This window comes from Pseudomonas sp. Choline-02u-1 (assembly GCF_002836515.1).
In the GTDB taxonomy this organism is placed as follows: Bacteria; Pseudomonadota; Gammaproteobacteria; order Pseudomonadales; family Pseudomonadaceae; genus Aquipseudomonas.
Genome location: NZ_PJBC01000065.1, coordinates 178689 through 198548, shown reverse-complemented (window position 1 = coordinate 198548; position 19860 = coordinate 178689). Strand labels below are relative to the sequence as shown.

Below are 19860 nucleotides of genomic sequence, written 5' to 3'. Positions count from 1 at the left end.
CCATTCGTAATGTATGCGAATGGGCGCCGTTGTGCGTTTAGTGTCCGGCGTGAGCCGGTCAACGCCCCATCCGAGCCTGACAGGTCGAACCTGCTGCAGCGCCCCTCGGACAGGTGGCGGGAAAACGGTATCAATCGAAGATGACCGTTTTAAAACGGGGGCGATTATAGCTGCCCGGGCTGATCTTCCAAAGGGTTTCTGTCGGCCAGATGAAGATCGCCAATGGCGACCATAGTCGCAGCTGGCTGGAGCCTGACTGATCGGTCTGCCAAGATGGGCGCATCTTTCGGCAAGCGCTCAGGAGTGAACATGAATTTCCACACCCGCAAATGGGTAAAACCCGAAGACCTCAACCCCAACGGCACCCTGTTCGGCGGCAGCCTGCTGCGCTGGATCGATGAAGAAGCAGCGATCTACGCGATCGTGCAACTGGGCAACCAGCGTGTCGTGACCAAGTACATCTCGGAAATCAACTTCGTCAGCGCCTCGCGCCAGGGCGACATCATCGAACTGGGCATCACCGCCACCGAATTCGGCCGCACCTCGATCACCCTGACCTGCGAAGTGCGCAACAAGATCACCCGCAAGAGCATCCTGACCGTCGAGAAGATGGTTTTCGTCAATCTCGGCGAAGACGGCCTGCCGGCGCCGCACGGGCGAACCGAGATCAAATATGTGAAAGACCAGTTTCAGGAAGATGAACCCGTTACCAGGTGACATGGGCGGCGCGCCCTTCGCGAGCAAGCCCGCTCCCACATTTGGAATGCGTTCCCTTGCGGAAGCAATCCCGCTCCACATTTGGAATTGGAATGCGTTCCCTTGTGGGAGCGGGCTTGCTCGCGAATGCGGTTGTGCAGCCACCGAATCTTTATCTGACCACTGAACAGTCGTGAGCCGCGGGAGTCGTAGCTAAACACCACCCCCCACGGTTCTCACGCCATGACCACCCCCACCAGCGACAAGACCCCCGACCTCTCGGCCAAGGAACAGCACGAAGTCGAGAAGAGCCAGCCGCCGCGCGCGGCCGTTCTGCATGAAATCATCCGCACCCAGGGCGATCAGGAGCTGGAGCGCAGCATTGCCGCGCTGTGGTGGTCAGCGCTGGCGGCAGGCCTGACCATGGGCCTGTCGCTGATGGGCATGGGTTTACTCAATTCGCGCTTGCCTGATGGTGACGAATTCAAGGTGATCGCCAGTTTTGGCTACTGCGCGGGGTTCCTCGCAGTGATCCTTGCGCGCCAGCAACTGTTCACCGAGAACACCCTGACCGCCGTGCTACCGGTGATGACCAAACCGACGCTGCTCAATTTCGCCCGATTGATCCGCCTGTGGAGCGTGGTCCTGATCGGCAACCTCTGCGGGACGATTCTGGTCGCCTACGTGATGCTGGAGCTGCCGATCTTCGACAGCAAGACCGACGTCGCCTTCCTCGAAATCGGCCGCAAGGTCATGGAGCACAGTGCCAGTCAGATGTTTGCCAAGGGCATCGTTTCCGGCTGGATGATCGCCACCATGGTCTGGATGATCCCGTCCATGGAGAGCGCGAAGATGTGGATCATCATCCTCATCACTTACTTCATGGCACTGGGCGACTTCACCCATATCGTCGTCGGATCGGCGGAAGTGTCGTATCTGGTGTTTGCCGGCGAATTGCCGTGGAGTGATTTCTGGGCGGTATTCGCCGGGCCGACATTGGCGGGGAACATCATTGGCGGCAGTTTCATCTTCGCGCTGATCAGCCATGCGCAGATTCGCAGCGAAAGCGGTGCGCCGCAGGCTGACAAGCCGAGCCCTGATGAAACAGGCTCGGCAGGTAAACGCGCAGTGGGTACCGAGCACCGGGGCGAATAGCTTCAGGCTTGCAGCGTCGGCTGATCTGCAGCTGCCGCGTCCTCGGGTGCTTTCAGCTGGCCCTCCCATCGGGCGATGACCAACGGCGCCAAGGCATTGCCCAGCACATTGAGAGCGGTGACGGGCATGTCCATCAGGCGATAGACGCCAGCAATGATCGCGACGCCTTCTACCGGCAATCCTGCGGTAGTCAGCGTCGCGGTCAAAATGATGAACATGAAGCCCGGCACCCCTGCGGCCCCTTTGGACGTCAGCACCATGATCAATACCAGCATGGCTTGATCGGCCCAGCCCAGGTCGATGCCGTAAGCCTGGGCGATGAACAGGGTTCCCAGCCCTGCAAACAGTGAAGCGCCATCGAGATTGAATGAATAGCCCAAGGGAATGACCATGCTGGTGATTGAGCGCGGCGCGCCATATCGCTGCATTTTTTCAATCAGTTGCGGCATCACCGTGGCGGACGCCGCGCTGCTGTAAGCCAGTATGAGTTCACTGCGGATTTCCCTGAGAAGGTGAAAAAATCCGATGCCGGCGATGCGTGCCACCAGCCCCAGTACGCCGAATGCGAACAGCAACACCGCCAGGTAAGTGACAGCGATCAGCTTGGCCAGCGGCATCAACGCACTGAGACCGAAGCTGGCCACGGTGACTCCGATCAGGCCGAAGATGCCGATCGGCGAATAGTGCATGACCAGATGGGTAACTTTGAACATGGTGTCCGAAATGGCTTGCATGACTGCGATCAAAGGCGCCCTTTGCTGCTCGGGCAGCATTGACAAGGCGCAGCCGAACACAATAGCGAAAAACAGCACCGACAGCAGTTTGCCCTGGGACATCGCCAGCACGATGTTATCGGGCACGATGTTGACCAGCGTTCGGCCAAGGTTTTGCGTTTCCCCGGCAGTGGCCAAAGCGGATGCCGGTGCTTGCAGGGTGCTGCTGAAGTCCGCGCCGGCGCCGGGTTGGAATACGTTACCGACGACCAGCCCGAAGACGATGGCAATACTGGTGATGGTAAAGAAGTAGACCAGCGTCTTGATGCCGACTCGCCCGAGCGCTTTTGTGCTGCCGGCGCCAGCAATGCCGACCACCATGCAGGCAAAGACCAGCGGCACCACGATCATCTTCATCAGCCGGATAAACAGATCACCGGCCGGCTGCAGCAGGTTGTCGATAAACCATGCCTTGTGCTCCGGAAACTGGTTGAGAAGGATGCCGACGACGATCCCGGCGACCAGCCCGATCATGATGCGGGTGACAAGGCTCGAGGTGTTTTTCTTGCTCATGTTGTGCCCCTTTTTTCTTGTGTTTGTTGGTGGGGAAATCAGCGCGCGAAGAGGTTGTTGAAGTCCTTGAAGCCTTTGACTTCGATTGGATTACCGCTCGGGTCGAGGAAAAACATTGTGCGTTGTTCCCCTGGCTCGCCGGCAAAGCGGATCACGGGTGGAATCTCGAAAAGGGTGCCGAGGCGGATCAAGCGTTCAGCCAGTGCCAGCCACTCCTGCAGCGGCAGGACGACGCCAATGTGCGGCATCAACACCTTGTGCTCGCCTACTTGTCCGGAGCGGGTAGTGGCAAACGGAACGCCCAGATGCAGGGAGATCTGGTTGCCGAAAAAATCGAAGTCGACCCATGTCTCGGTACTGCGGCCCTCGATGCAGCCCAACACATCCCGATAAAAAATCCGCGACTGGTCCAGGTCGCAAACATGGTATGCAGCGTGAAAAGGTCTGTTCATGGGGTAGCCCTGAGTGAAGGAACTCTCAGGTTAAGCAGGCCGTACGGCGAGGCATAACGGCTTCGCCTTGTTCTGAGCGAAAGGAAAACTTATGGACGTACGCTTTCTGAGAAGTCTGGTGGCCGTCATTGAAACCGGCTCGATTGCAGCGGCGGCGCGGCGGGAAAATCGTACGGCGGCGGCAATCAGTCAGCGTGTGCAGACGCTCGAACGTACCCTGGGCTGTACGCTGCTGCTGCGCACAGCCCATGCGGTGCACCCGTCGGATCAATGCCTGATGGCTTTGCCGAAGATCAAAGCAATTATTGAACTGACACAGGTATTGCAGCATGACCTGCACCAGGATGGATTAACGGGCGAAGTGAAAGTCGGCGCCATTTCCACCGCCCTGACCGGCGTACTGCCAGACTTGATCGAGCGCCTGACACTGTCGGCACCCAACCTGAAACTCAGGATCACCCCGGGTGACTCGAAAAGCCTTTACGAAAAAGTGCTCAATGGCGAACTGGACGCGGCCATTCTGGTGAGGCCGCCATTTCAGCCGCCGAAGGCATTGGCCTGTACGGTGCTGAGGATCGAGAAGCTGGTGCTGGTTGCGCCGCCTGCATGTGTCGGAAAATCGCTCGATACGCTGCTGCGCGAAGGACCTTTGATTCGTTACGACGCGCGTTCCTGGGGCGGTCAGATTGCTCAGCGATATCTTGCTGAACAGGCAATCGAGCCCGAAGTGCTGTGTGAACTGGATGCGCTGGAGACCATCGTGATGCTGGTTGCGCAGGGCATGGGCGTTTCGCTGGTACCGCAATGGTCCGGGATGGCGCTGGAAGGGTTGTACGTTTTGCCGGTGGAGGAGGGACACCTTTACTCACGGGAGCTGGTGGTGATGCACGGCTCGGCGCCGCACCGCCCGTTGGCGATGCGGCACCTGCTCGATCTACTCGGCAGCCCGCCTTGATGAAACTCAATGAAGGGCCACGGCGATGCGTCAGTGCGCAGACTCGCTCGCTACAGTCGGCTCATTGCGCGTCGCGTGCTTGACCAGTTTGCCGATGGACAGGCCCTGCAACAGGATCGACGACAGCACGACGATGTAGGTGATGCTCAGCAACAGATCGCGTTCCGGGCCCAGTGGCAGGGCCAGCGCCAGTGCCACCGAGACACCGCCGCGCAAGCCGCCCCAGGTGAGGATGCGGATGGTGCCGGCCGGCACTGAGCGCCACCGACGCAGCAGCAGGATCGCCGGCGCCACGGTGAGCAGACGCGACAGCAGAATCGCCACCGCCAGCAGACCCGCTGCGGCCATGTGCAACCAGTTGAAAGGGAGCAGCAACAACTCCATGCCGATCAGTGCAAACAGCAGCGCATTGAGCATGTCATCGAGCAATTCCCAGAAGCCATCGAGGTAGCGCCGGGTCATGTCGTTCATTGCCAGATTGCGCCCAAGGTTGCCGATGATCAGGCCGGCCACCACCATCGCGATCGGTGCCGAAACGTGCAGTTCGGTGGACATCGCCGAACCGCCGATCACCAGAGCCAGGGTCAGCATTACCGTGATCTGATGCTGCTCGACGCTTTTGATCATGCGATAGACCAGATAGCCGATCAGCCCGCCGAACAACACACCGCCAATCGCCTCATGGACGAAGAGCATCGCCGTGGCACTGACAGTCGGGGTTTCGCCCAGTTGCGCGATGCCCAGCAGTACGGTGAAGACCACGACCGCCGTGCCGTCGTTGAATAGCGATTCGCCGACGATGGTGGTTTTCAATGGTTTCGAAGCGTTGGCCGTACGCAGTACGCCGAGTACGGCAATCGGATCGGTCGGCGAAATCAGCGCGCCGAACAACAGGCAGTAAAGGAAACTCACGTGCCAGCCGAAGAGGGCAAAAATGTAGAAAGCCAGGCTGCCGATGACGACGGTGGCGATCAATACGCCGAAGGTGGCCAGCAGGCCGATCGGCCACCGGTAACTGCGCAAGTCATTCAGGTTAACGTGCAGGGCGCCGGCGAACAGCAGAAACGACAGCATCCAGTTCATCAGCAGATCGCCGAAGTCGATCTGGCCGATCAGTTGCTGCACGCGGTCTTCGAGGCCGGGAAAACCGAGGACACTGAGGCCTTGCAGGATCAGCGAAAACAGCAGCGCTGTGACCATTACGCCAATGGTCGGCGGCAGGCCTATGAAACGGAAATTGACGAAGGTCAGAAGGGTGGTCAAACAGATAAAAGCGGCGACAAGTTCAAGCATCCGGAGTCCTTTGGATGAAGGGTGAATGGAGTGCGACCGGAGATTGGGCGCAGAAGTTGAAGGGGTGGGGGCTCGGTCTGGCACCACAATCAGCCAGACACATTGACCGTACTCGCCCGCCGCCGTTGCAGGTAGATGAACAACAGCGCCGTCAGCACCGTCAGCACGCCAACCAGTGCCCCGGTCCACGGCAAGTCCGCCAGATCCGCGCCGCTGGCGACTACCAGTCCGCCGATCCAGGCACCTGCGGCGTTACCGAGGTTGAACGCGCTCTGGTTCAGCGTCGAGCCGAGATTCGGCGCTTCGTGGGCCTGATCGATGATCAGCAGCTGCAGAATCGGGCACAGCGCAAAGGCGAAAATCCCCCACAGCACCAGCGTGATTGCCGCCGGAATTACCGAACGGCTGGTCTGGCTGAAGGCCGCGAGAATTACCACGACTGCCAGCGCTACACCGACCAGCGACGGCAACAAACGGCTATCGGCCAGGCGCCCGCCGAGCATGCTGCCTGCCGTCAGGCCAACGCCGAACAACAGCAGCATCACCGTCACGCCGTGGGGGCTGACGCCAGTGATGTCTTGCAGGATCGGTGCGATATACGTGAATACGCTGAACAGACTGGTCGAGGCCAGCACGCTCATGCCCAGCGCCAGCAGCACGTTGGCCTTGCCCAGTACTTTGAATTCGCTGGCGAGGTTGGCCTTGTCCATCGCGATGTGTCTGGGCAACCACAACCATTGCGCCAGCGCCGCAACAACGCCGATCACCGACACCGCCCAGAAGGTCGAACGCCAGCCAGCGTATTGACCCAGCGCCGTGCCTAAGGGCACGCCGAGGACGTTGGCCAATGTCAGGCCGGTGAACATCATCGCAATGGCTTGCGCGCGCTTGTTTGGCGCGACCAGCCCGGCGGCGACCACCGAGCCGATCCCGAAAAACGCGCCATGACACAGTGCCGTGACGACGCGCGCCGCCATCAGCGTTGCGTAGTTCGGCGCGAGTGCGCAAAGCACATTGCCAAGAATGAACATCAGCGTCATGCCCAACAGCGTTGCTCTGCGCGGCATGTTGGCGGTGCCGATCGCCAGAATCGGTGCACCGAACACCACGCCCAGGGCGTAACCGGTGATCAGCAGGCCGGCATGTGGAATGCTCACGGCAAGGTCGCGGGCCACATCGGGTAGCAGGCCCATGATGACGAATTCGGTGGTGCCGATGCCGAACGCGGCAACGGCGAGTGCAAGCAAAGCGAGGGGCATGCGCAAGGTCTCTGTCAGTCGTCTTGACGCTTTGATCAGGCATACGCGTGCCAGCGACCGTTTTCGGAGAAAGCGGAGCAGGCAGCTTTTATTGGTTTTTTTTTGGTGTGCAGCTGAGTACGGCGTGGTGGGTTGCAGTATAAACAGCTGCTGACACATGGCGAATCAATAATCTGACTGGTTGTCGTGTGGATTACTTTATGTCCACTGCAGAAGCTGCCGAAGGCTGCGGTTTTTTGCTTTTGGTTTTGACAGACAAGGTCTAAAGATCGCAGCCTTCGGCCGCTCCAACAAGATAATAAAAACAAAGGAGTCAATTGTGCTGGCAACAGCTCTGGTAATGGTGGCGGCGCTGTTGCATGCGGCGTGGAATACCCTGATCAAGTTCAGTGCCGAGCGGCTGCTGGTGGTGGCGTGCATGGACACCGTGGCGCTGTTGTTCGTCGCCCTCGCGTTGCCCTTCGTGAGTTTGCCGCCTGCGGAGATCTGGCCATGGATTCTCGCTTCGGCGGCGTTTGAGCTGCTGTATCGCTATCTGTTGATTCAGGCTTATCGCGTGGGCGATCTGGGTCTGGTCTATCCGTTGATGCGCGGGCTTTCACCGCTGGTAGTGCTGGCGTTGACCCTGATGTTCGCCGGTGAGGAGCTGAGCACGCAGCAGATTTTCGGAATCATGCTGATCCCGTTGGGCATGGTCTGCCTGCTGTGGCAGGGCGGTGGCGGCGGCCGTTTGCCGTGGTCAATGCTGCCGGTCGTGGCGCTGATCGGCCTGTGCATTGGTTGCTATACCTACATCGATGGTCAGGCGCTGCGGCGTTGGTCGCATCCGCTGGATTATCTGGTCTGGGTCACGTTGCTCAGTGCCTGGCCGTTTCCGCTGTTGGCATGGGTCGCCCGGCGCCCCGCATTCCTGCTGTTCTGGCGCGAGCAATGGAGACTGGGCCTGGCGGTCGGGTTCTGTGTGTTGTTCAGCTACGCTCTGGTGCTGTGGGCGATGCAGTTGGGGTCGATCGCCGAAGCGGCGGCGTTGCGCGAAATCAGCGTGATTCTGGTGGTGCTGTTCGGCATGCGTTACCTGAAAGAACCTTTCGGCCGGCCGCGGCTCTTAGCCTGTGGGCTGGTGCTGATCGGCATGCTGGTGATGAAGTTCTGACCGCTCGCCAATTACTCGAATCGAAAAAAAGGACGACGTTATGACGGTGGCTCTGTGGTGTGTGTTGATCGCGATTTTTCTGCCGTACGTGTGCACGATCGTGGCGAAGGCAACCGGCGGTTTCCGCCTCAAGGACAATTACGATCCAAGGGATTTTCTCGACAGCGTCGATGGCGTCGCCCGTCGCGCCCATGCTGCGCAACTGAACAGCTTTGAAGTGACGCCGGCCTTTGCCGCAGCGGTGATCGTTGCACATCTGGTCGGCACTGCGGAGCTGGTAACGGTCAATGTGCTGGCGGTGCTGTTTATCACCAGTCGCCTGCTGTACATCATTTGCTACCTGGCCGACTGGGCTGCACTGCGTTCGGTGGTGTGGTTTATCGGGATGGGGTTGATTGCTTCGTTCTTCTTTGTGTCTATCTGATAGCAGGATCAAAAGATCGCGGCCTGCGGCAGCGCCTACAGAGGAATGCGTACTCCTGTAGGAGCTGCCGAAGGCTGCGATCTTTTGCTTTTAGGGTTCGTCAGCCACCTGCGGCACTTGCGGCAACGCTGCCCCTTTGGGCCAGAGCATCCAGATCTGCCCTTGCTGCTTCATGTCTCCGGCCAGTTGCCCGGCCGCATCGCCGGTGCCCCAGAACAGATCCGCGCGCACCTCACCGGCAATCGCGCCGCCGGTGTCCTGCGCCGCGACCGGGCGTACCAGCGGTGTGCCATCAGGTTTGGTGGTCGACAGCCATAACAGACTGCCCAACGGAATCACCTTGCGATCCACCGCCGCGCTGTAGCCAGCGGTCAGCGGCACATTCAGCGAGCCGCGCGGGCCTTCGTTGCTGTCCGGGTTGCGAGTGAAAAACACGTAGCTCGGATTGCTGGCGAGCAGCTCAGGGATGCGCGTCGGGTTGGCCTTGGCCCAATTGCTGATCGCGCTCATGGTCACGTCTTCTTTCTTCAGCTCGCCCTGCTCGACGAGCCAGCGACCGATCGGCCGGTACGGGTGGCCATTCTGGTCGGCGTAAGCGATGCGCAACTGTTTGCCGTCCTCGGTCTGAATCCGGCCCGACCCCTGGATCTGCAGAAATTGCAGGTTCATCGGATCAGTCAGATAGGCAACGACGGGCGCTTTCACGCCTTTGGATGCAATCGTCGCCGCGTCGTCGTAAGGCTTGAGCACGCGACCTTCGAGGCGGCCGCGCAGGCGCTTGCCTTTGAGTTCCGGATAGAGGCTGTCGAGCGAGACAATGATCATGTCCTCGGGCACGCCATACACTGGCACGTTTGCTGACGCGGTCGGCGTCAGGCTGCCGGGGTAGACCGGTTCGTAGTAGCCCGTGATCAGACCGTTGGGGTTGTCGTTTTCGGCGCGCAGGCCGAAGACATCGAGGTTGTGCTTGAGAAATGCGCGAATCTCGGCGGCGCTTTGCGGCACATTGGCCGCCGCTGCGCAGGTCGGGGCCCACACTGCGTCGGTTTTGAGACGGGTGCAGGCGCTGCGCCACGAACCGAAACCGGCGACCAGGTCGCTGTCGGACACAGCGGGCAGGGCTTCCCAAGTGGCGCTTGAGTAGGTGGCCAGTGCATGGGTTTTCGGTTTGTCGCTGTCACCGCCGGTGCAGCCAGTGAGTGCGGCCAGCAGGGGAAGGGTGGCAAGCAGTGGGTGACGCCAGGCCTGGAAACGGCGATTCATGGAGTGATTCCTGTGCCGGTTGCCCAAGTGCTCCATGCGCTCAGGCAACCCGTATTTTTAATAGGGCTATTGGTGTTTGACGGTGACGCGAGGATACTGGCCGCCGATTTCCGCGACCTGAAGCCGCCATGACCCTCAAACGAATTGCTGTTGTATTGCTGGCCTGCCTGACCCTGTCCGCCTGTGGCGGCGTTGACCCGAATTCGCCGCTGGGCCAGCGCAAGGCCATCTTCAAGCAGATGCTCAAGACCAGCGAAGACCTGGGCGGCATGTTGCGCGGGCGCATTGCGTTCGACGGGCCAAAATTCACCGAGGGTGCGGTCAAGCTCGATGCCTTGTCCCATGAACCGTGGGAGCATTTTCCGCAGGTGCGCGAAGAAGATCACACCAGCGCCAAAGATGATGTCTGGCAGAAACAGGCGCGTTTTCAGCAACTGGCCCGCGCACTTGAAGCCGCCACCGGTGAACTGGTGGTTGCCAGCCAGGTTCAGCCGTACAAGGTCAGCAATCTCGGGCCGGCCGTGCAGAAAGTTGAAGATGCCTGCAGTGCTTGCCATAAAGAGTTTCGCGATCATTGATTTGTATTGCTTGAGCTGACACCTTCGCGAGCAGGCTCGCTCCCACCGTTGACCAGGTGGTTCATGTGGGAGCGAGCCTGCTCGCGAACGCGGTTTGCCATTCGCCACGAAACCAAAGTCTTACTTGTCGATCTCGTCCAGCGCTTCCTGCAGCTCTTTACGCGACTCTGCCAGTTTTTCCTTACGCTTGTTGATCTTCTCCGGATCGCCTTTCTTCATGGCTTTGTCGAGGTCCGCCTGACGCTGGCTCACCTCATGCTTGGCCTCCAGCACCTTGTTTTCGCGTTCTTTCTTCAAACCGGCGTCGGTGCAGTGTTCGTTCACTTCGCGCAGTGCGGTTTCCAGACCTGCCTGCTGCTCCATGTTGCCGCGCGATTTGGCCTGTTCGATCTGATTGATGATGCCCTGCTTCTTGGCAGCGCAACCGGTCAGGCCCGGGCCATCTTCTTCGGCCATGACCGGAGCGGCCATGACACCGCAAAGAGTAAGCAGGGCGAGCGGTGCGAGAAATTTCATAAAAGCTCCATGTGCATAGGCAATCGGGGTTGGAGGGCACTGCGCTGTTGGAGCGTCTGCCCGGCCGTTGGGTTCCCGCAAGGCGGGGATTGCAGATTCAGAAGCCGTCGATTCCGGCGGCTTTGAGAGTGTCACTCAAAGCCAGCACCTGCGGATCGCGAAAAAATGCGCTCAGCTGTGCCGCGCGTCCCGGGCCGATGCCGGCTTCTGCCTGCCATTGTTCAGTGTCGCGTTGTGCCAGGGCCTGCCATGAATCTTCCAGTTGTGCCTGTCCGGTCGGTGGCATGCCCAGCGCTTTCAACCAGTGAGCGAACGGCTGTTGCCGTGCGCCGTGAAAACTGTGGATCAGGCGTGCGCTGCTGCGCTCGCCGAGGCCGGCAATGTTAGCAAGCTCTGACGCGTCGAGGGTCAGCCAATCCAGCAGGTGTTTCAGGCGGCCTGTTTCCAAAAGTTTCTCCCAGGTGCCACGCCCGACATGGTGCATGGCCAGACCCTGCTTGCCACTGAGCCAGGTCAGGCGCGCGAGAAACTGGCTTTCACACCCGGGCGTTGGTTGCCAGCAGCTCAGGGCGTGGTAGTCGCCGGCATGGGGAATGCGGATGTCTGCCCGTTCGCTGGTGCGCAGCACGACACTGTCCAGACGTGGAATGGTCAGCCCGGCCAGACTGATTGCCACCTGGTCGCCCGGACGGATGTCGAGCGTTTGCCAGCGTTTGAGCGAGCTGACGCTGACCCGTTTGATCTCGCGGTCATCGAGTCTGACCGGCAGCAGTTCCAGTACCGGCGTGATGCGCCCGGTGCGGCCGATGTTGAAATTGACCTTGCGCACTTCGGCCAATGCCTGGGCGAACGGGTATTTCCAGGCAATCGCCCAATAAGGTGCCTTGGGCTGCCAACGGTGCGCAGGTGGCCGCTGGTTCTGGCGCAACACCACGCCGTCACTGGCAAAGGGCAGCGGCGAGCGATACCAGTGTTCGCGCCATTGTCGCGCGTCTTCGAATCGGGTGATGGGTTGTGTATAGGTCTGGGTTGTCGCGAATCCCAGCGTCTGCAGTTCTGACAAGCGTTCAGTAAGGTCTATCGGGCCTTGCGGCCAGTCCCAAACAAACAGGCCGATCCCGGCGGCCTGTTCGGCATCGAGGGTTTTACGCCCCATAAGGCCGGCCACGGTGGCGCGGGCATTAATACTGCCGGACCTGGCTTGCACATGTGCATTCAAGCGCCAGTAGAGTTCACCCTGCACCAGCAGATCCCGTGGCTGCGTCAGGCGTTGCGGAATGGTCGCGATCTTGCGCGCCGAGACTGTCCAGTCTTGACCAGTGACCCCGTCACCGCGACTGATGGCCTGGTGCAATATTCCCTGGCGATAGATCAACGTGACAGCCACACCGTCGACCTTGGGCTGCACCCAGACGTTCTGGCGATCGCGTAGCCAGTTGGCGACATCTTCGGCTTTGTGCAGCTTGTCCAGACCGGTGTGGGCGATCGGGTGGGTGACTTTGCCGGACGCGGTGCGCAACGGCTGCGGTGATGACGGTTGGTTGAAGCAGGCTCGCCATTCGTCCAGTCGCAGCAGGGACTGGTCGTAGAGTTCGTCGGTGATCAATGAACGGCCTTCGCGATGATAGGCGTTGTCCCATTGGTCGATCTGGGTCTGCAGGGTGGTGATTTGCTTTTGCGCTTTGAGAGCCGTCCAGTCGGGGCAGCTGGCGAGCGTCGGATGGGCAATAACAATCAGCAGTAAGGCAAGCAGCGAGCGCATCGTGAGCATCCTTGCTCAGGGATAGTTCTTGAAGGCTAGTCAGAATTTCGAGCAAGGTCGGGCGGGTGTTTTGCGGGGTATTTCGTTAGATCAAAGTCAAATGATCGTCCGAAGGCTGCGAACTTTGCTCTTGCATGAAAAAGCCCCGCACGGCGCGAACCGTGCGGGGCTTTCATGCAGCCAGGGTTTTACAGGCCAGCGGCAGAACGCAGGGCGTCGGCGCGGTCGGTTTTTTCCCAGGTGAACGTGGTGAAGCTGTCTTCGCCAACGGTCTTGGACTGCGGCGCGCGACCGAAGTGGCCGTAGGCTGCGGTTTCCTGGTACATCGGGTGCAGCAGGTCGAGCATGGTGGTGATGGCGTATGGACGCAGGTCGAACACATCACGCACCAGTTTGATGATCTTGTCATCGCTGATCTTGCCGGTGCCGAAGGTGTTCAGCGAGATCGAAGTCGGTTGGGCCACACCGATCGCGTAGGAAACCTGAATCTCGCAACGCTCGGCCAGGCCGGCCGCGACGATGTTCTTGGCCACGTAACGGCCAGCGTAGGCAGCCGAACGGTCAACCTTCGATGGATCCTTGCCGGAGAACGCGCCGCCGCCGTGACGGGCCATGCCGCCGTAGCTGTCGACGATGATCTTGCGACCGGTCAGACCGCAGTCACCTACCGGGCCGCCAATGATGAACTGGCCGGTCGGGTTGATGTGGAACTGGGTGTCCTTGCTCAGCAGTTCGGCAGGCAGTACGTGCTTGACGATCAGCTCCATCACGCCTTCGCGCAGGTCTTTGTACGACACTTCAGGGTTGTGCTGGGTCGACAGAACAACTGCGTCGATACCGACAACCTTGCCGCCTTCGTAGCGGCAGGTCACTTGCGACTTGGCGTCCGGACGCAGCCAAGGCAGCAAGCCCGATTTACGGGCCTCGGCCTGACGCTGCACCAGTTGGTGCGAGAAGGTGATCGGCGCTGGCATCAGCACGTCGGTTTCGTTGCTGGCGTAGCCGAACATCAGGCCCTGGTCGCCGGCGCCCTGATCTTCAGGCTTGGCACGGTCAACGCCCTGGTTGATGTCGGGGGACTGCTTGCCGATGATGTTCATCACGCCACAGGTCGCGCCGTCGAAGCCGACTTCGGAGCTGGTGTAGCCGATGTCGCAAATCACGTCACGAACGATCTGCTCCAGGTCGACCCAGGCGCTGGTGGTCACTTCACCGGCAACGATGGCCACGCCGGTCTTGACCAGGGTTTCCACGGCCACGCGAGCGTGTTTGTCCTGGGCAATAATGGCGTCCAGCACCGCATCGGAAATCTGGTCGGCGATTTTGTCCGGATGTCCTTCAGACACGGACTCGGAGGTGAAGAGGGAGTATTCGCTCATCTCGATGTTTTCCTGAATTTACCGATGGTGAGTGTCGCCAGCCGGTCGCTGAAAGTGGCGAACCTGGATCTGGAAACCATTACGTAAGCCTACATAGAGGCTTTCCCCGGGAACGAGTCCCGCAGCGGTGGCCCAACGGGCCAGATCGTCCTGTTCAAACCCCAACCAGAGATCACCGCAGGCCTCCCTGGCCCAACTCTGGTTGTGGCTACATAACTCTGTCACGAGCAGGCTACCGCCCGGTTGCAGCAGGTCGGCCATGTGCCTGAGCGCATCGGCCGGGGCGGCGAAATGGTGCAACACCATGTTCAACACCACGCAATCGGCCTGAAGGCTTGTGCCGTTCAATGCATCGGCCAATTGCAGGCTGACGTTAGCCAGCTGTTCACGTTCACACACCTGACGCGCCAGTTCGAGCATCGCCGGGCTGTTGTCCAGCGCGGTCACGGTGCCGAAGCGACGGGCCAGCTCCGGCAGAAAAGCACCATCGCCGGGGCCGACTTCGATGGCCGTGGCTGCACCATTGAAGTTCAGTTTGTCGAGCAGGGCCAGCACGCTGTCACGGTATTGCGGCAGGCCTGCGATCAAGTCTTGCTGGGCTCGGAATTTTTCCGCCACCCGGGCAAAAAAGTCCTGACTGGCGGCGGCTCGCTGGCTGTGAACCTGCTCGATGCGCGCTTGCACATCATCAGGCAGGTCCAGATTGTCGACTTCTTCCAACAATGCCGCGTGCAGCTTGCCGCCGAGCAATTCGCTGTGGGGCAGGGCGCGACGATAGAAAATCGCATTGCCTTCACGGCGTGTCGCTACCAGATCGGCTTGTGCCAACACTTTGAGGTGATGGCTCATGCCGGACTGGCCGATGCCGAAAATCTGCGCCAGCTCCAGCACGCCGAACGAATCGTTGGCCAGCGCGCGCAAGACATTCAGCCGCAGCGGATCGCCGCCGGCCTTGCACAGGGCCGCCAGCTCGTCGCAATCGTCATGGCGAATGGAAGGCACGCGTAGGTTCATAGGGCAGGCAGTCTAGAGACGGGGGGATAGCATCGCAAGGCCAATATCAAAAAGTTTTGATATTGCTCGATAAATGGCACTTCTCAGCGCACGGCAGTCTCTACAAAACGAATAGCGGAAAGGTTTCACCAAGCGAAACCTGTGCTATCGATTGGAAAAACGCCTGCCGATGACTATCTGTCATTGCCCCGAGGCGCATGGGTGAGGGAAAATGCCCTCCTTTTTTCCGTTTCAGTCTATTCACACCCAGGAGATCAGCGATGCCTAGCCGTCGTGAGCGTGCCAACGCCATTCGTGCCCTCAGCATGGATGCCGTGCAAAAAGCCAACAGCGGCCATCCCGGTGCCCCTATGGGTATGGCAGATATTGCCGAAGTGCTGTGGCGCGACTACCTCAAGCACAACCCGAGCAACCCGTCGTTCGCCGACCGTGACCGCTTCGTGCTGTCCAACGGCCACGGCTCGATGTTGATCTACTCGTTGCTGCACCTGACCGGTTACGACCTGTCGATCGACGACCTCAAGCAGTTCCGCCAGCTGCACAGCCGCACTCCGGGCCACCCGGAATTCGGCTACACCCCAGGCGTCGAAACCACGACCGGCCCGCTGGGTCAGGGTCTGGCCAACGCCGTCGGCTTCGCGCTGGCAGAAAAGGTCATGGGCGCACAGTTCAACCGTCCCGGCCACAACATCGTCGACCACCACACCTACGTATTCCTCGGTGATGGCTGCATGATGGAAGGCATTTCCCACGAAGTCGCCTCCCTGGCCGGCACGCTGGGCCTGGGCAAGCTGATTGCCTTCTACGATGACAACGGCATCTCCATCGACGGTGAAGTTGAAGGCTGGTTCACCGATGACACGCCGAAGCGTTTCGAAGCCTATAACTGGCAGGTGATCCGCAACGTCGACGGCCACGATCCGGAAGAGATCAAGACCGCTATCGAAACCGCGCGCAAGAGCGCCCAGCCGACGCTGATCTGCTGCAAGACCACCATCGGTTTCGGTTCGCCGAACAAGCAGGGCAAGGAAGATTGCCATGGCGCCCCACTGGGTGACGCGGAAATCGCCCTGACCCGTCAGGCGCTGAACTGGAACCATGGCCCGTTCGAAATCCCGGCCGACATCTATGCCGAGTGGGATGCCAAAGAAGCAGGCCGCGCGGTCGAAGCCGAGTGGGATCAGCGTTTTGCTGCCTACTCCGCTGCATTCCCGACCGAAGCCAACGAGCTGATCCGTCGCCTGAGCGGTGAGCTGCCGGCTGACTTCTCGGAAAAAGCCTCGGCCTACATCGCCGAAGTCGCGGCCAAGGGCGAAACCATCGCCAGCCGCAAAGCCAGCCAGAACACCCTCAACGCCTTCGGCCCGCTGCTGCCGGAAATGCTTGGCGGTTCGGCTGACCTCGCCGGTTCCAACCTGACCCTGTGGAAAGGTTGCAAGGGCGTCAACGCTGAAGACGCCAGCGGCAACTACATGTACTACGGCGTGCGCGAATTCGGCATGACCGCGATCATGAACGGCGTCGCCCTGCACGGCGGTCTGGTGCCTTACGGCGCCACCTTCCTGATGTTCATGGAATACGCGCGCAACGCCGTACGTATGTCGGCACTGATGAAGAAGCGCGTGATCCACGTCTACACCCACGACTCCATCGGTCTGGGCGAAGACGGCCCGACGCACCAGCCGATCGAGCAACTGACCAGCCTGCGCAGCACGCCGAACCTCGACACCTGGCGCCCAGCCGATGCCGTTGAATCGGCGGTGGCCTGGAAAAACGCTCTGGAACGCAAGGACGGCCCGTCGGCGCTGATCTTCTCGCGGCAGAACCTGCAGCACCAGGAACGCGATGCCGGCCAGATTGCCGCCATCAGCCGTGGCGGTTATGTGCTCAAGGACTGCGCAGGCGAGCCTGAGCTGATCCTGATTGCCACCGGTTCGGAAGTCGGTCTGGCCGTGCAGGCCTTCGACAAGCTGACCGAGCAGGGCCGCAAGGTCCGCGTGGTTTCCATGCCGTGCACCAGCGCGTTCGATGCTCAGGACGCGGAGTACAAGCAGTCGGTTCTGCCGCTGCAGGTCAGCGCACGTATCGCCATCGAAGCGGCCCATGCCGACTTCTGGTTCAAATACGTGGGTCTGGAAGGTCGCGTGATCGGCATGACCACCTACGGTGAGTCGGCGCCGGCTTCGGCACTGTTCGAAGAGTTCGGCTTTACCCTGGAAAACATCCTTGGTCAGGCTGAAGAGCTGCTGGAAGACTAACCAGCAGGAATGCGGTGGCTACGGCTGCCGCGTTCTCCTGTAGGAGCTGCCGAAGGCTGCGATCTTTTGATCTTGATCTTGAAAACAAGATCAAAAGATCGCAGCCTCGTTTCACTCGTCAGCTCCTACAGGGGTTGTGTGTCAGTGAATTCTATCGAGAACCCCATGCCTCAACCGCGTCCCTACAAAGTTGCACTCAACGGCTACGGCCGCATTGGTCGTTGCGTCTTGCGGGCGTTGTTCGAGCGCGGCGACAAGGCCGGGTTTGAAATTGTCGCGATCAACGATCTGGCCGACATGGCCAGCATCGAATACCTGACACGCTTTGACTCCACCCACGGCCGTTTTCCCGGCGAAGTGCGGGTGGAAGGCGATTGTCTGCATATTAATGGCGACTGCGTGAAGGTCCTGCGCAGTGCCACCCCCGAAGGCATCGATTGGGCGTCGCTGGGCGTCGATCTGGTGCTCGAATGCTCCGGTGCCTATAACACCCGTGAAGACGGCCAGCGTTTTCTCGACGCTGGCGCGCCACGCGTGTTGTTCTCGCAGCCCATGGCCAGCGAGGCGGATGTCGACGCCACCATCGTTTACGGCGTCAATCAGGACTGCCTGACCGGCGACGAATTGCTGGTGTCCAACGCCTCGTGCACCACCAACTGCGGCGTGCCGTTGTTGCGTCTGCTCGATCAGGCGATCGGCCTCGATTACGTGTCGATCACCACGATTCACTCGGCAATGAACGATCAGCCGGTGATCGACGCCTATCACCACGAAGACCTGCGCCGCACGCGTTCGGCGTTCCAGTCGGTGATCCCGGTGTCCACTGGTCTGGCACGCGGTATCGAGCGCCTGCTGCCGGAACTTGCCGGGCGAATTCAGGCCAAAGCCGTGCGCGTGCCGACAGTCAACGTGTCCTGCCTCGACATCACGATGCAGACCGCCACGGCGACTGACGCCAGTGAGGTCAACCGGATCCTGCGCGAAGCCGCCACCAGCGGCCCGCTCAAAGGCCTTTTGGCCTACACCGAGTTGCCGCACGCCAGCTGTGATTTCAACCATGACCCACATTCGGCCATCGTCGATGCCAGTCAGACCCGTGTTTCCGGCCCCAGACTGGTGAACATCCTGGCCTGGTTCGACAACGAATGGGGTTTTGCCAACCGAATGCTGGACGTTGCAGACCACTATCTGCAAACAGCAACTTCAAAAAAACCGTAGGAAGTGCGACCCATGACCGTGTTGAAGATGTCCGACCTCGATCTGCAAGGTAAGCGCGTATTGATCCGCGAAGACCTCAACGTCCCCGTCAAGGACGGTGTTGTCACCAGCGACGCGCGCATCCTGGCTTCGCTGCCGACCATCAAGCTGGCCCTGGAAAAAGGCGCGGCAGTGATGGTCTGCTCGCACCTTGGCCGTCCGACCGAAGGCGAGTTCTCTGCCGAGAACAGCCTGAAACCTGTCGCTGACTACCTGAGCAAAGCACTGGGTCGCGAAGTGCCGCTGGTGGCTGAATACCTCGGTGGCGTAGAGGTCAAGGCCGGCGACATCGTGCTGTTCGAAAACGTGCGCTTCAACAAGGGCGAGAAAAAGAACGCTGACGAGTTGGCCCAGCAATACGCCGCTCTGTGCGACGTGTTCGTGATGGACGCTTTCGGCACCGCACACCGCGCCGAAGGTTCGACGCATGGTGTAGCCAAGTTCGCCAAAGTTGCTGCCGCTGGCCCGCTGCTCGCCGCTGAACTGGACGCACTGGGCAAAGCCCTGGGCGCACCGGCCAAGCCAATGGCGGCCATCGTTGCCGGCTCCAAGGTTTCGACCAAACTCGACGTGCTCAACAGCCTGAGCCAGATCTGCGATCAACTGATCGTCGGCGGCGGAATCGCCAACACTTTCCTCGCGGCGGCCGGTCACCCGGTGGGCAAATCGCTGTACGAACCGGATCTGCTCGACACTGCGCGCGCCATCGCCGCCAAGGTCAGCGTGCCGCTGCCGGTTGATGTCGTGGTTGCCAAGGAATTTGCCGAAACCGCCGAAGCCACGGTCAAGCTGATCGCTGACGTCGCGGCTGACGACATGATTCTCGACATCGGCCCGCAAACCGCAGCCAACTTCGCCGAGCTGCTGAAATCGTCGAAAACCATTCTGTGGAACGGCCCGGTCGGCGTGTTCGAATTCGACCAGTTCGGCAACGGCACCAAAGTGCTTGCTCAGGCCATTGCTGAAAGCTCGGCATTCTCCATTGCTGGCGGCGGCGACACCTTGGCGGCGATCGATAAATATGGCGTGGCTGAGCAAATCTCCTACATTTCCACCGGTGGTGGCGCGTTCCTCGAATTCGTCGAGGGCAAGGTGCTGCCGGCCGTCGAAGTCCTGGAAAGCCGGGCCAAGGCCTGAGGCCGCCCGTTTGGCCAGGCAAA

The 19860-nt window shown here is 60.3% G+C and carries 18 protein-coding genes and 1 riboswitch; of the genes, 9 read left to right on the top strand and 9 right to left on the bottom strand.

Annotated features, from left to right (window positions below):
• Positions 1–14: 14 nt before the first annotated feature.
• Positions 15–113: riboswitch (S-adenosyl-L-homocysteine riboswitch) on the bottom strand.
• Between the two features lie 196 nt (positions 114–309).
• Together CXF97_RS22415 and CXF97_RS22410 are read left to right on the top strand one after the other, a co-directional pair.
• Positions 310–717, top strand: a complete 408-nt coding sequence (locus CXF97_RS22415; RefSeq protein ID WP_101161159.1) for an acyl-CoA thioesterase — start codon at positions 310–312, stop codon at positions 715–717.
• 222 nt (positions 718–939) lie between these two features.
• Entirely contained in the window at positions 940–1851 is a 912-nt protein-coding gene (locus tag CXF97_RS22410) for a formate/nitrite transporter family protein (protein ID WP_101161157.1), read from the top strand.
• 2 nt (positions 1852–1853) lie between these two features.
• Here CXF97_RS22410 and CXF97_RS22405 read toward each other — a convergent pair whose 3' ends face one another.
• A complete protein-coding gene (locus tag CXF97_RS22405; protein ID WP_371918394.1) occupies positions 1854–3098 on the bottom strand; it encodes a cation:dicarboxylate symporter family transporter in 1245 nt (414 codons plus the stop codon).
• 77 nt (positions 3099–3175) lie between these two features.
• Positions 3176–3589 carry a VOC family protein gene (locus tag CXF97_RS22400; protein ID WP_101161152.1) on the bottom strand — a complete coding sequence of 138 codons (414 nt, stop codon included), beginning with the start codon at positions 3587–3589 and terminating at the stop codon, positions 3176–3178.
• A 91-nt stretch (positions 3590–3680) separates the two neighbouring features.
• Here CXF97_RS22400 and CXF97_RS22395 point away from each other — a divergent pair, with 91 nt between their 5' ends.
• Complete coding sequence (locus CXF97_RS22395; RefSeq protein ID WP_101161149.1) at positions 3681–4544, top strand: LysR family transcriptional regulator; 864 nt, start codon at positions 3681–3683, stop codon at positions 4542–4544.
• 30 nt (positions 4545–4574) lie between these two features.
• Here CXF97_RS22395 and CXF97_RS22390 read toward each other — a convergent pair whose 3' ends face one another.
• On the bottom strand, positions 4575–5837 hold the full coding sequence (locus CXF97_RS22390) for a sodium:proton antiporter (protein ID WP_101161146.1): 1263 nt from the start codon (positions 5835–5837) through the stop codon (positions 4575–4577).
• A gap of 89 nt (positions 5838–5926) precedes the next feature.
• Complete coding sequence (locus CXF97_RS22385; protein WP_101161143.1) at positions 5927–7096, bottom strand: MFS transporter; 1170 nt, start codon at positions 7094–7096, stop codon at positions 5927–5929.
• 319 nt (positions 7097–7415) lie between these two features.
• Here CXF97_RS22385 and CXF97_RS22380 point away from each other — a divergent pair, with 319 nt between their 5' ends.
• Positions 7416–8249: an EamA family transporter gene (locus tag CXF97_RS22380; RefSeq protein WP_101161140.1), complete on the top strand. Its 834-nt coding sequence runs from the start codon at positions 7416–7418 to the stop codon at positions 8247–8249.
• 40 nt (positions 8250–8289) lie between these two features.
• Positions 8290–8673 carry an MAPEG family protein gene (locus CXF97_RS22375; protein WP_024014628.1) on the top strand — a complete coding sequence of 128 codons (384 nt, stop codon included), beginning with the start codon at positions 8290–8292 and terminating at the stop codon, positions 8671–8673.
• Between the two features lie 90 nt (positions 8674–8763).
• Here the strand turns inward: CXF97_RS22375 and CXF97_RS22370 are convergent, their stop codons facing one another.
• Positions 8764–9936 (bottom strand): murein transglycosylase A, encoded by a 1173-nt coding sequence (locus CXF97_RS22370; protein WP_101161137.1) that lies wholly within the window; start codon positions 9934–9936, stop codon positions 8764–8766.
• A gap of 128 nt (positions 9937–10064) precedes the next feature.
• Here CXF97_RS22370 and CXF97_RS22365 point away from each other — a divergent pair, with 128 nt between their 5' ends.
• Positions 10065–10514 carry a cytochrome c gene (locus tag CXF97_RS22365; RefSeq protein ID WP_101161135.1) on the top strand — a complete coding sequence of 150 codons (450 nt, stop codon included), beginning with the start codon at positions 10065–10067 and terminating at the stop codon, positions 10512–10514.
• A gap of 120 nt (positions 10515–10634) precedes the next feature.
• On the opposite strand, the gene CXF97_RS22360 is transcribed toward CXF97_RS22365, so the two are convergent.
• The 4 genes from CXF97_RS22360 to CXF97_RS22345 form a co-directional block, all read right to left on the bottom strand.
• Entirely contained in the window at positions 10635–11030 is a 396-nt protein-coding gene (locus tag CXF97_RS22360; protein WP_016772779.1) for a DUF1090 domain-containing protein, read from the bottom strand.
• 97 nt (positions 11031–11127) lie between these two features.
• Positions 11128–12792, bottom strand: coding sequence for an NAD-dependent DNA ligase LigB (gene ligB, locus CXF97_RS22355; RefSeq protein WP_256589897.1), 1665 nt, complete (start codon positions 12790–12792; stop codon positions 11128–11130).
• A gap of 188 nt (positions 12793–12980) precedes the next feature.
• Positions 12981–14171 carry a methionine adenosyltransferase gene (gene metK, locus CXF97_RS22350; RefSeq protein ID WP_101161130.1) on the bottom strand — a complete coding sequence of 397 codons (1191 nt, stop codon included), beginning with the start codon at positions 14169–14171 and terminating at the stop codon, positions 12981–12983.
• A gap of 18 nt (positions 14172–14189) precedes the next feature.
• Positions 14190–15185: a metalloregulator ArsR/SmtB family transcription factor gene (locus tag CXF97_RS22345; RefSeq protein WP_101161127.1), complete on the bottom strand. Its 996-nt coding sequence runs from the start codon at positions 15183–15185 to the stop codon at positions 14190–14192.
• Between the two features lie 260 nt (positions 15186–15445).
• On the opposite strand from CXF97_RS22345, the gene tkt reads away from it, so the two are divergent.
• From tkt to CXF97_RS22330, 3 genes are all read left to right on the top strand, one after another.
• Entirely contained in the window at positions 15446–17443 is a 1998-nt protein-coding gene (gene tkt, locus CXF97_RS22340; RefSeq protein WP_101161124.1) for a transketolase, read from the top strand.
• 165 nt (positions 17444–17608) lie between these two features.
• Positions 17609–18661, top strand: coding sequence for an erythrose-4-phosphate dehydrogenase (gene epd / locus CXF97_RS22335; RefSeq protein ID WP_101161121.1), 1053 nt, complete (start codon positions 17609–17611; stop codon positions 18659–18661).
• 12 nt (positions 18662–18673) lie between these two features.
• Positions 18674–19837 carry a phosphoglycerate kinase gene (locus CXF97_RS22330; RefSeq protein WP_101161119.1) on the top strand — a complete coding sequence of 388 codons (1164 nt, stop codon included), beginning with the start codon at positions 18674–18676 and terminating at the stop codon, positions 19835–19837.
• Positions 19838–19860 lie beyond the last annotated feature (23 nt).

What these genes read in the sequence shown, in the direction of transcription:
- CXF97_RS22415 (WP_101161159.1), top strand. Translation starts at nt 310, where the DNA reads ATGAATTTCCACACCCGCAAATGGGTAAAACCCGAAGACCTCAACCCC.
- CXF97_RS22410 (WP_101161157.1), top strand. Translation starts at nt 940, where the DNA reads ATGACCACCCCCACCAGCGACAAGACCCCCGACCTCTCGGCCAAGGAA.
- CXF97_RS22405 (WP_371918394.1), bottom strand. Translation starts at nt 3,098, where the DNA reads ATGATCGGGCTGGTCGCCGGGATCGTCGTCGGCATCCTTCTCAACCAG.
- CXF97_RS22400 (WP_101161152.1), bottom strand. Translation starts at nt 3,589, where the DNA reads ATGAACAGACCTTTTCACGCTGCATACCATGTTTGCGACCTGGACCAG.
- CXF97_RS22395 (WP_101161149.1), top strand. Translation starts at nt 3,681, where the DNA reads ATGGACGTACGCTTTCTGAGAAGTCTGGTGGCCGTCATTGAAACCGGC.
- CXF97_RS22390 (WP_101161146.1), bottom strand. Translation starts at nt 5,837, where the DNA reads ATGCTTGAACTTGTCGCCGCTTTTATCTGTTTGACCACCCTTCTGACC.
- CXF97_RS22385 (WP_101161143.1), bottom strand. Translation starts at nt 7,096, where the DNA reads ATGCCCCTCGCTTTGCTTGCACTCGCCGTTGCCGCGTTCGGCATCGGC.
- CXF97_RS22375 (WP_024014628.1), top strand. Translation starts at nt 8,290, where the DNA reads ATGACGGTGGCTCTGTGGTGTGTGTTGATCGCGATTTTTCTGCCGTAC.
- CXF97_RS22370 (WP_101161137.1), bottom strand. Translation starts at nt 9,936, where the DNA reads ATGAATCGCCGTTTCCAGGCCTGGCGTCACCCACTGCTTGCCACCCTT.
- CXF97_RS22365 (WP_101161135.1), top strand. Translation starts at nt 10,065, where the DNA reads ATGACCCTCAAACGAATTGCTGTTGTATTGCTGGCCTGCCTGACCCTG.
- CXF97_RS22360 (WP_016772779.1), bottom strand. Translation starts at nt 11,030, where the DNA reads ATGAAATTTCTCGCACCGCTCGCCCTGCTTACTCTTTGCGGTGTCATG.
- ligB (WP_256589897.1), bottom strand. Translation starts at nt 12,792, where the DNA reads ATGCGCTCGCTGCTTGCCTTACTGCTGATTGTTATTGCCCATCCGACG.
- metK (WP_101161130.1), bottom strand. Translation starts at nt 14,171, where the DNA reads ATGAGCGAATACTCCCTCTTCACCTCCGAGTCCGTGTCTGAAGGACAT.
- CXF97_RS22345 (WP_101161127.1), bottom strand. Translation starts at nt 15,185, where the DNA reads ATGAACCTACGCGTGCCTTCCATTCGCCATGACGATTGCGACGAGCTG.
- tkt (WP_101161124.1), top strand. Translation starts at nt 15,446, where the DNA reads ATGCCTAGCCGTCGTGAGCGTGCCAACGCCATTCGTGCCCTCAGCATG.
- epd (WP_101161121.1), top strand. Translation starts at nt 17,609, where the DNA reads ATGCCTCAACCGCGTCCCTACAAAGTTGCACTCAACGGCTACGGCCGC.
- CXF97_RS22330 (WP_101161119.1), top strand. Translation starts at nt 18,674, where the DNA reads ATGACCGTGTTGAAGATGTCCGACCTCGATCTGCAAGGTAAGCGCGTA.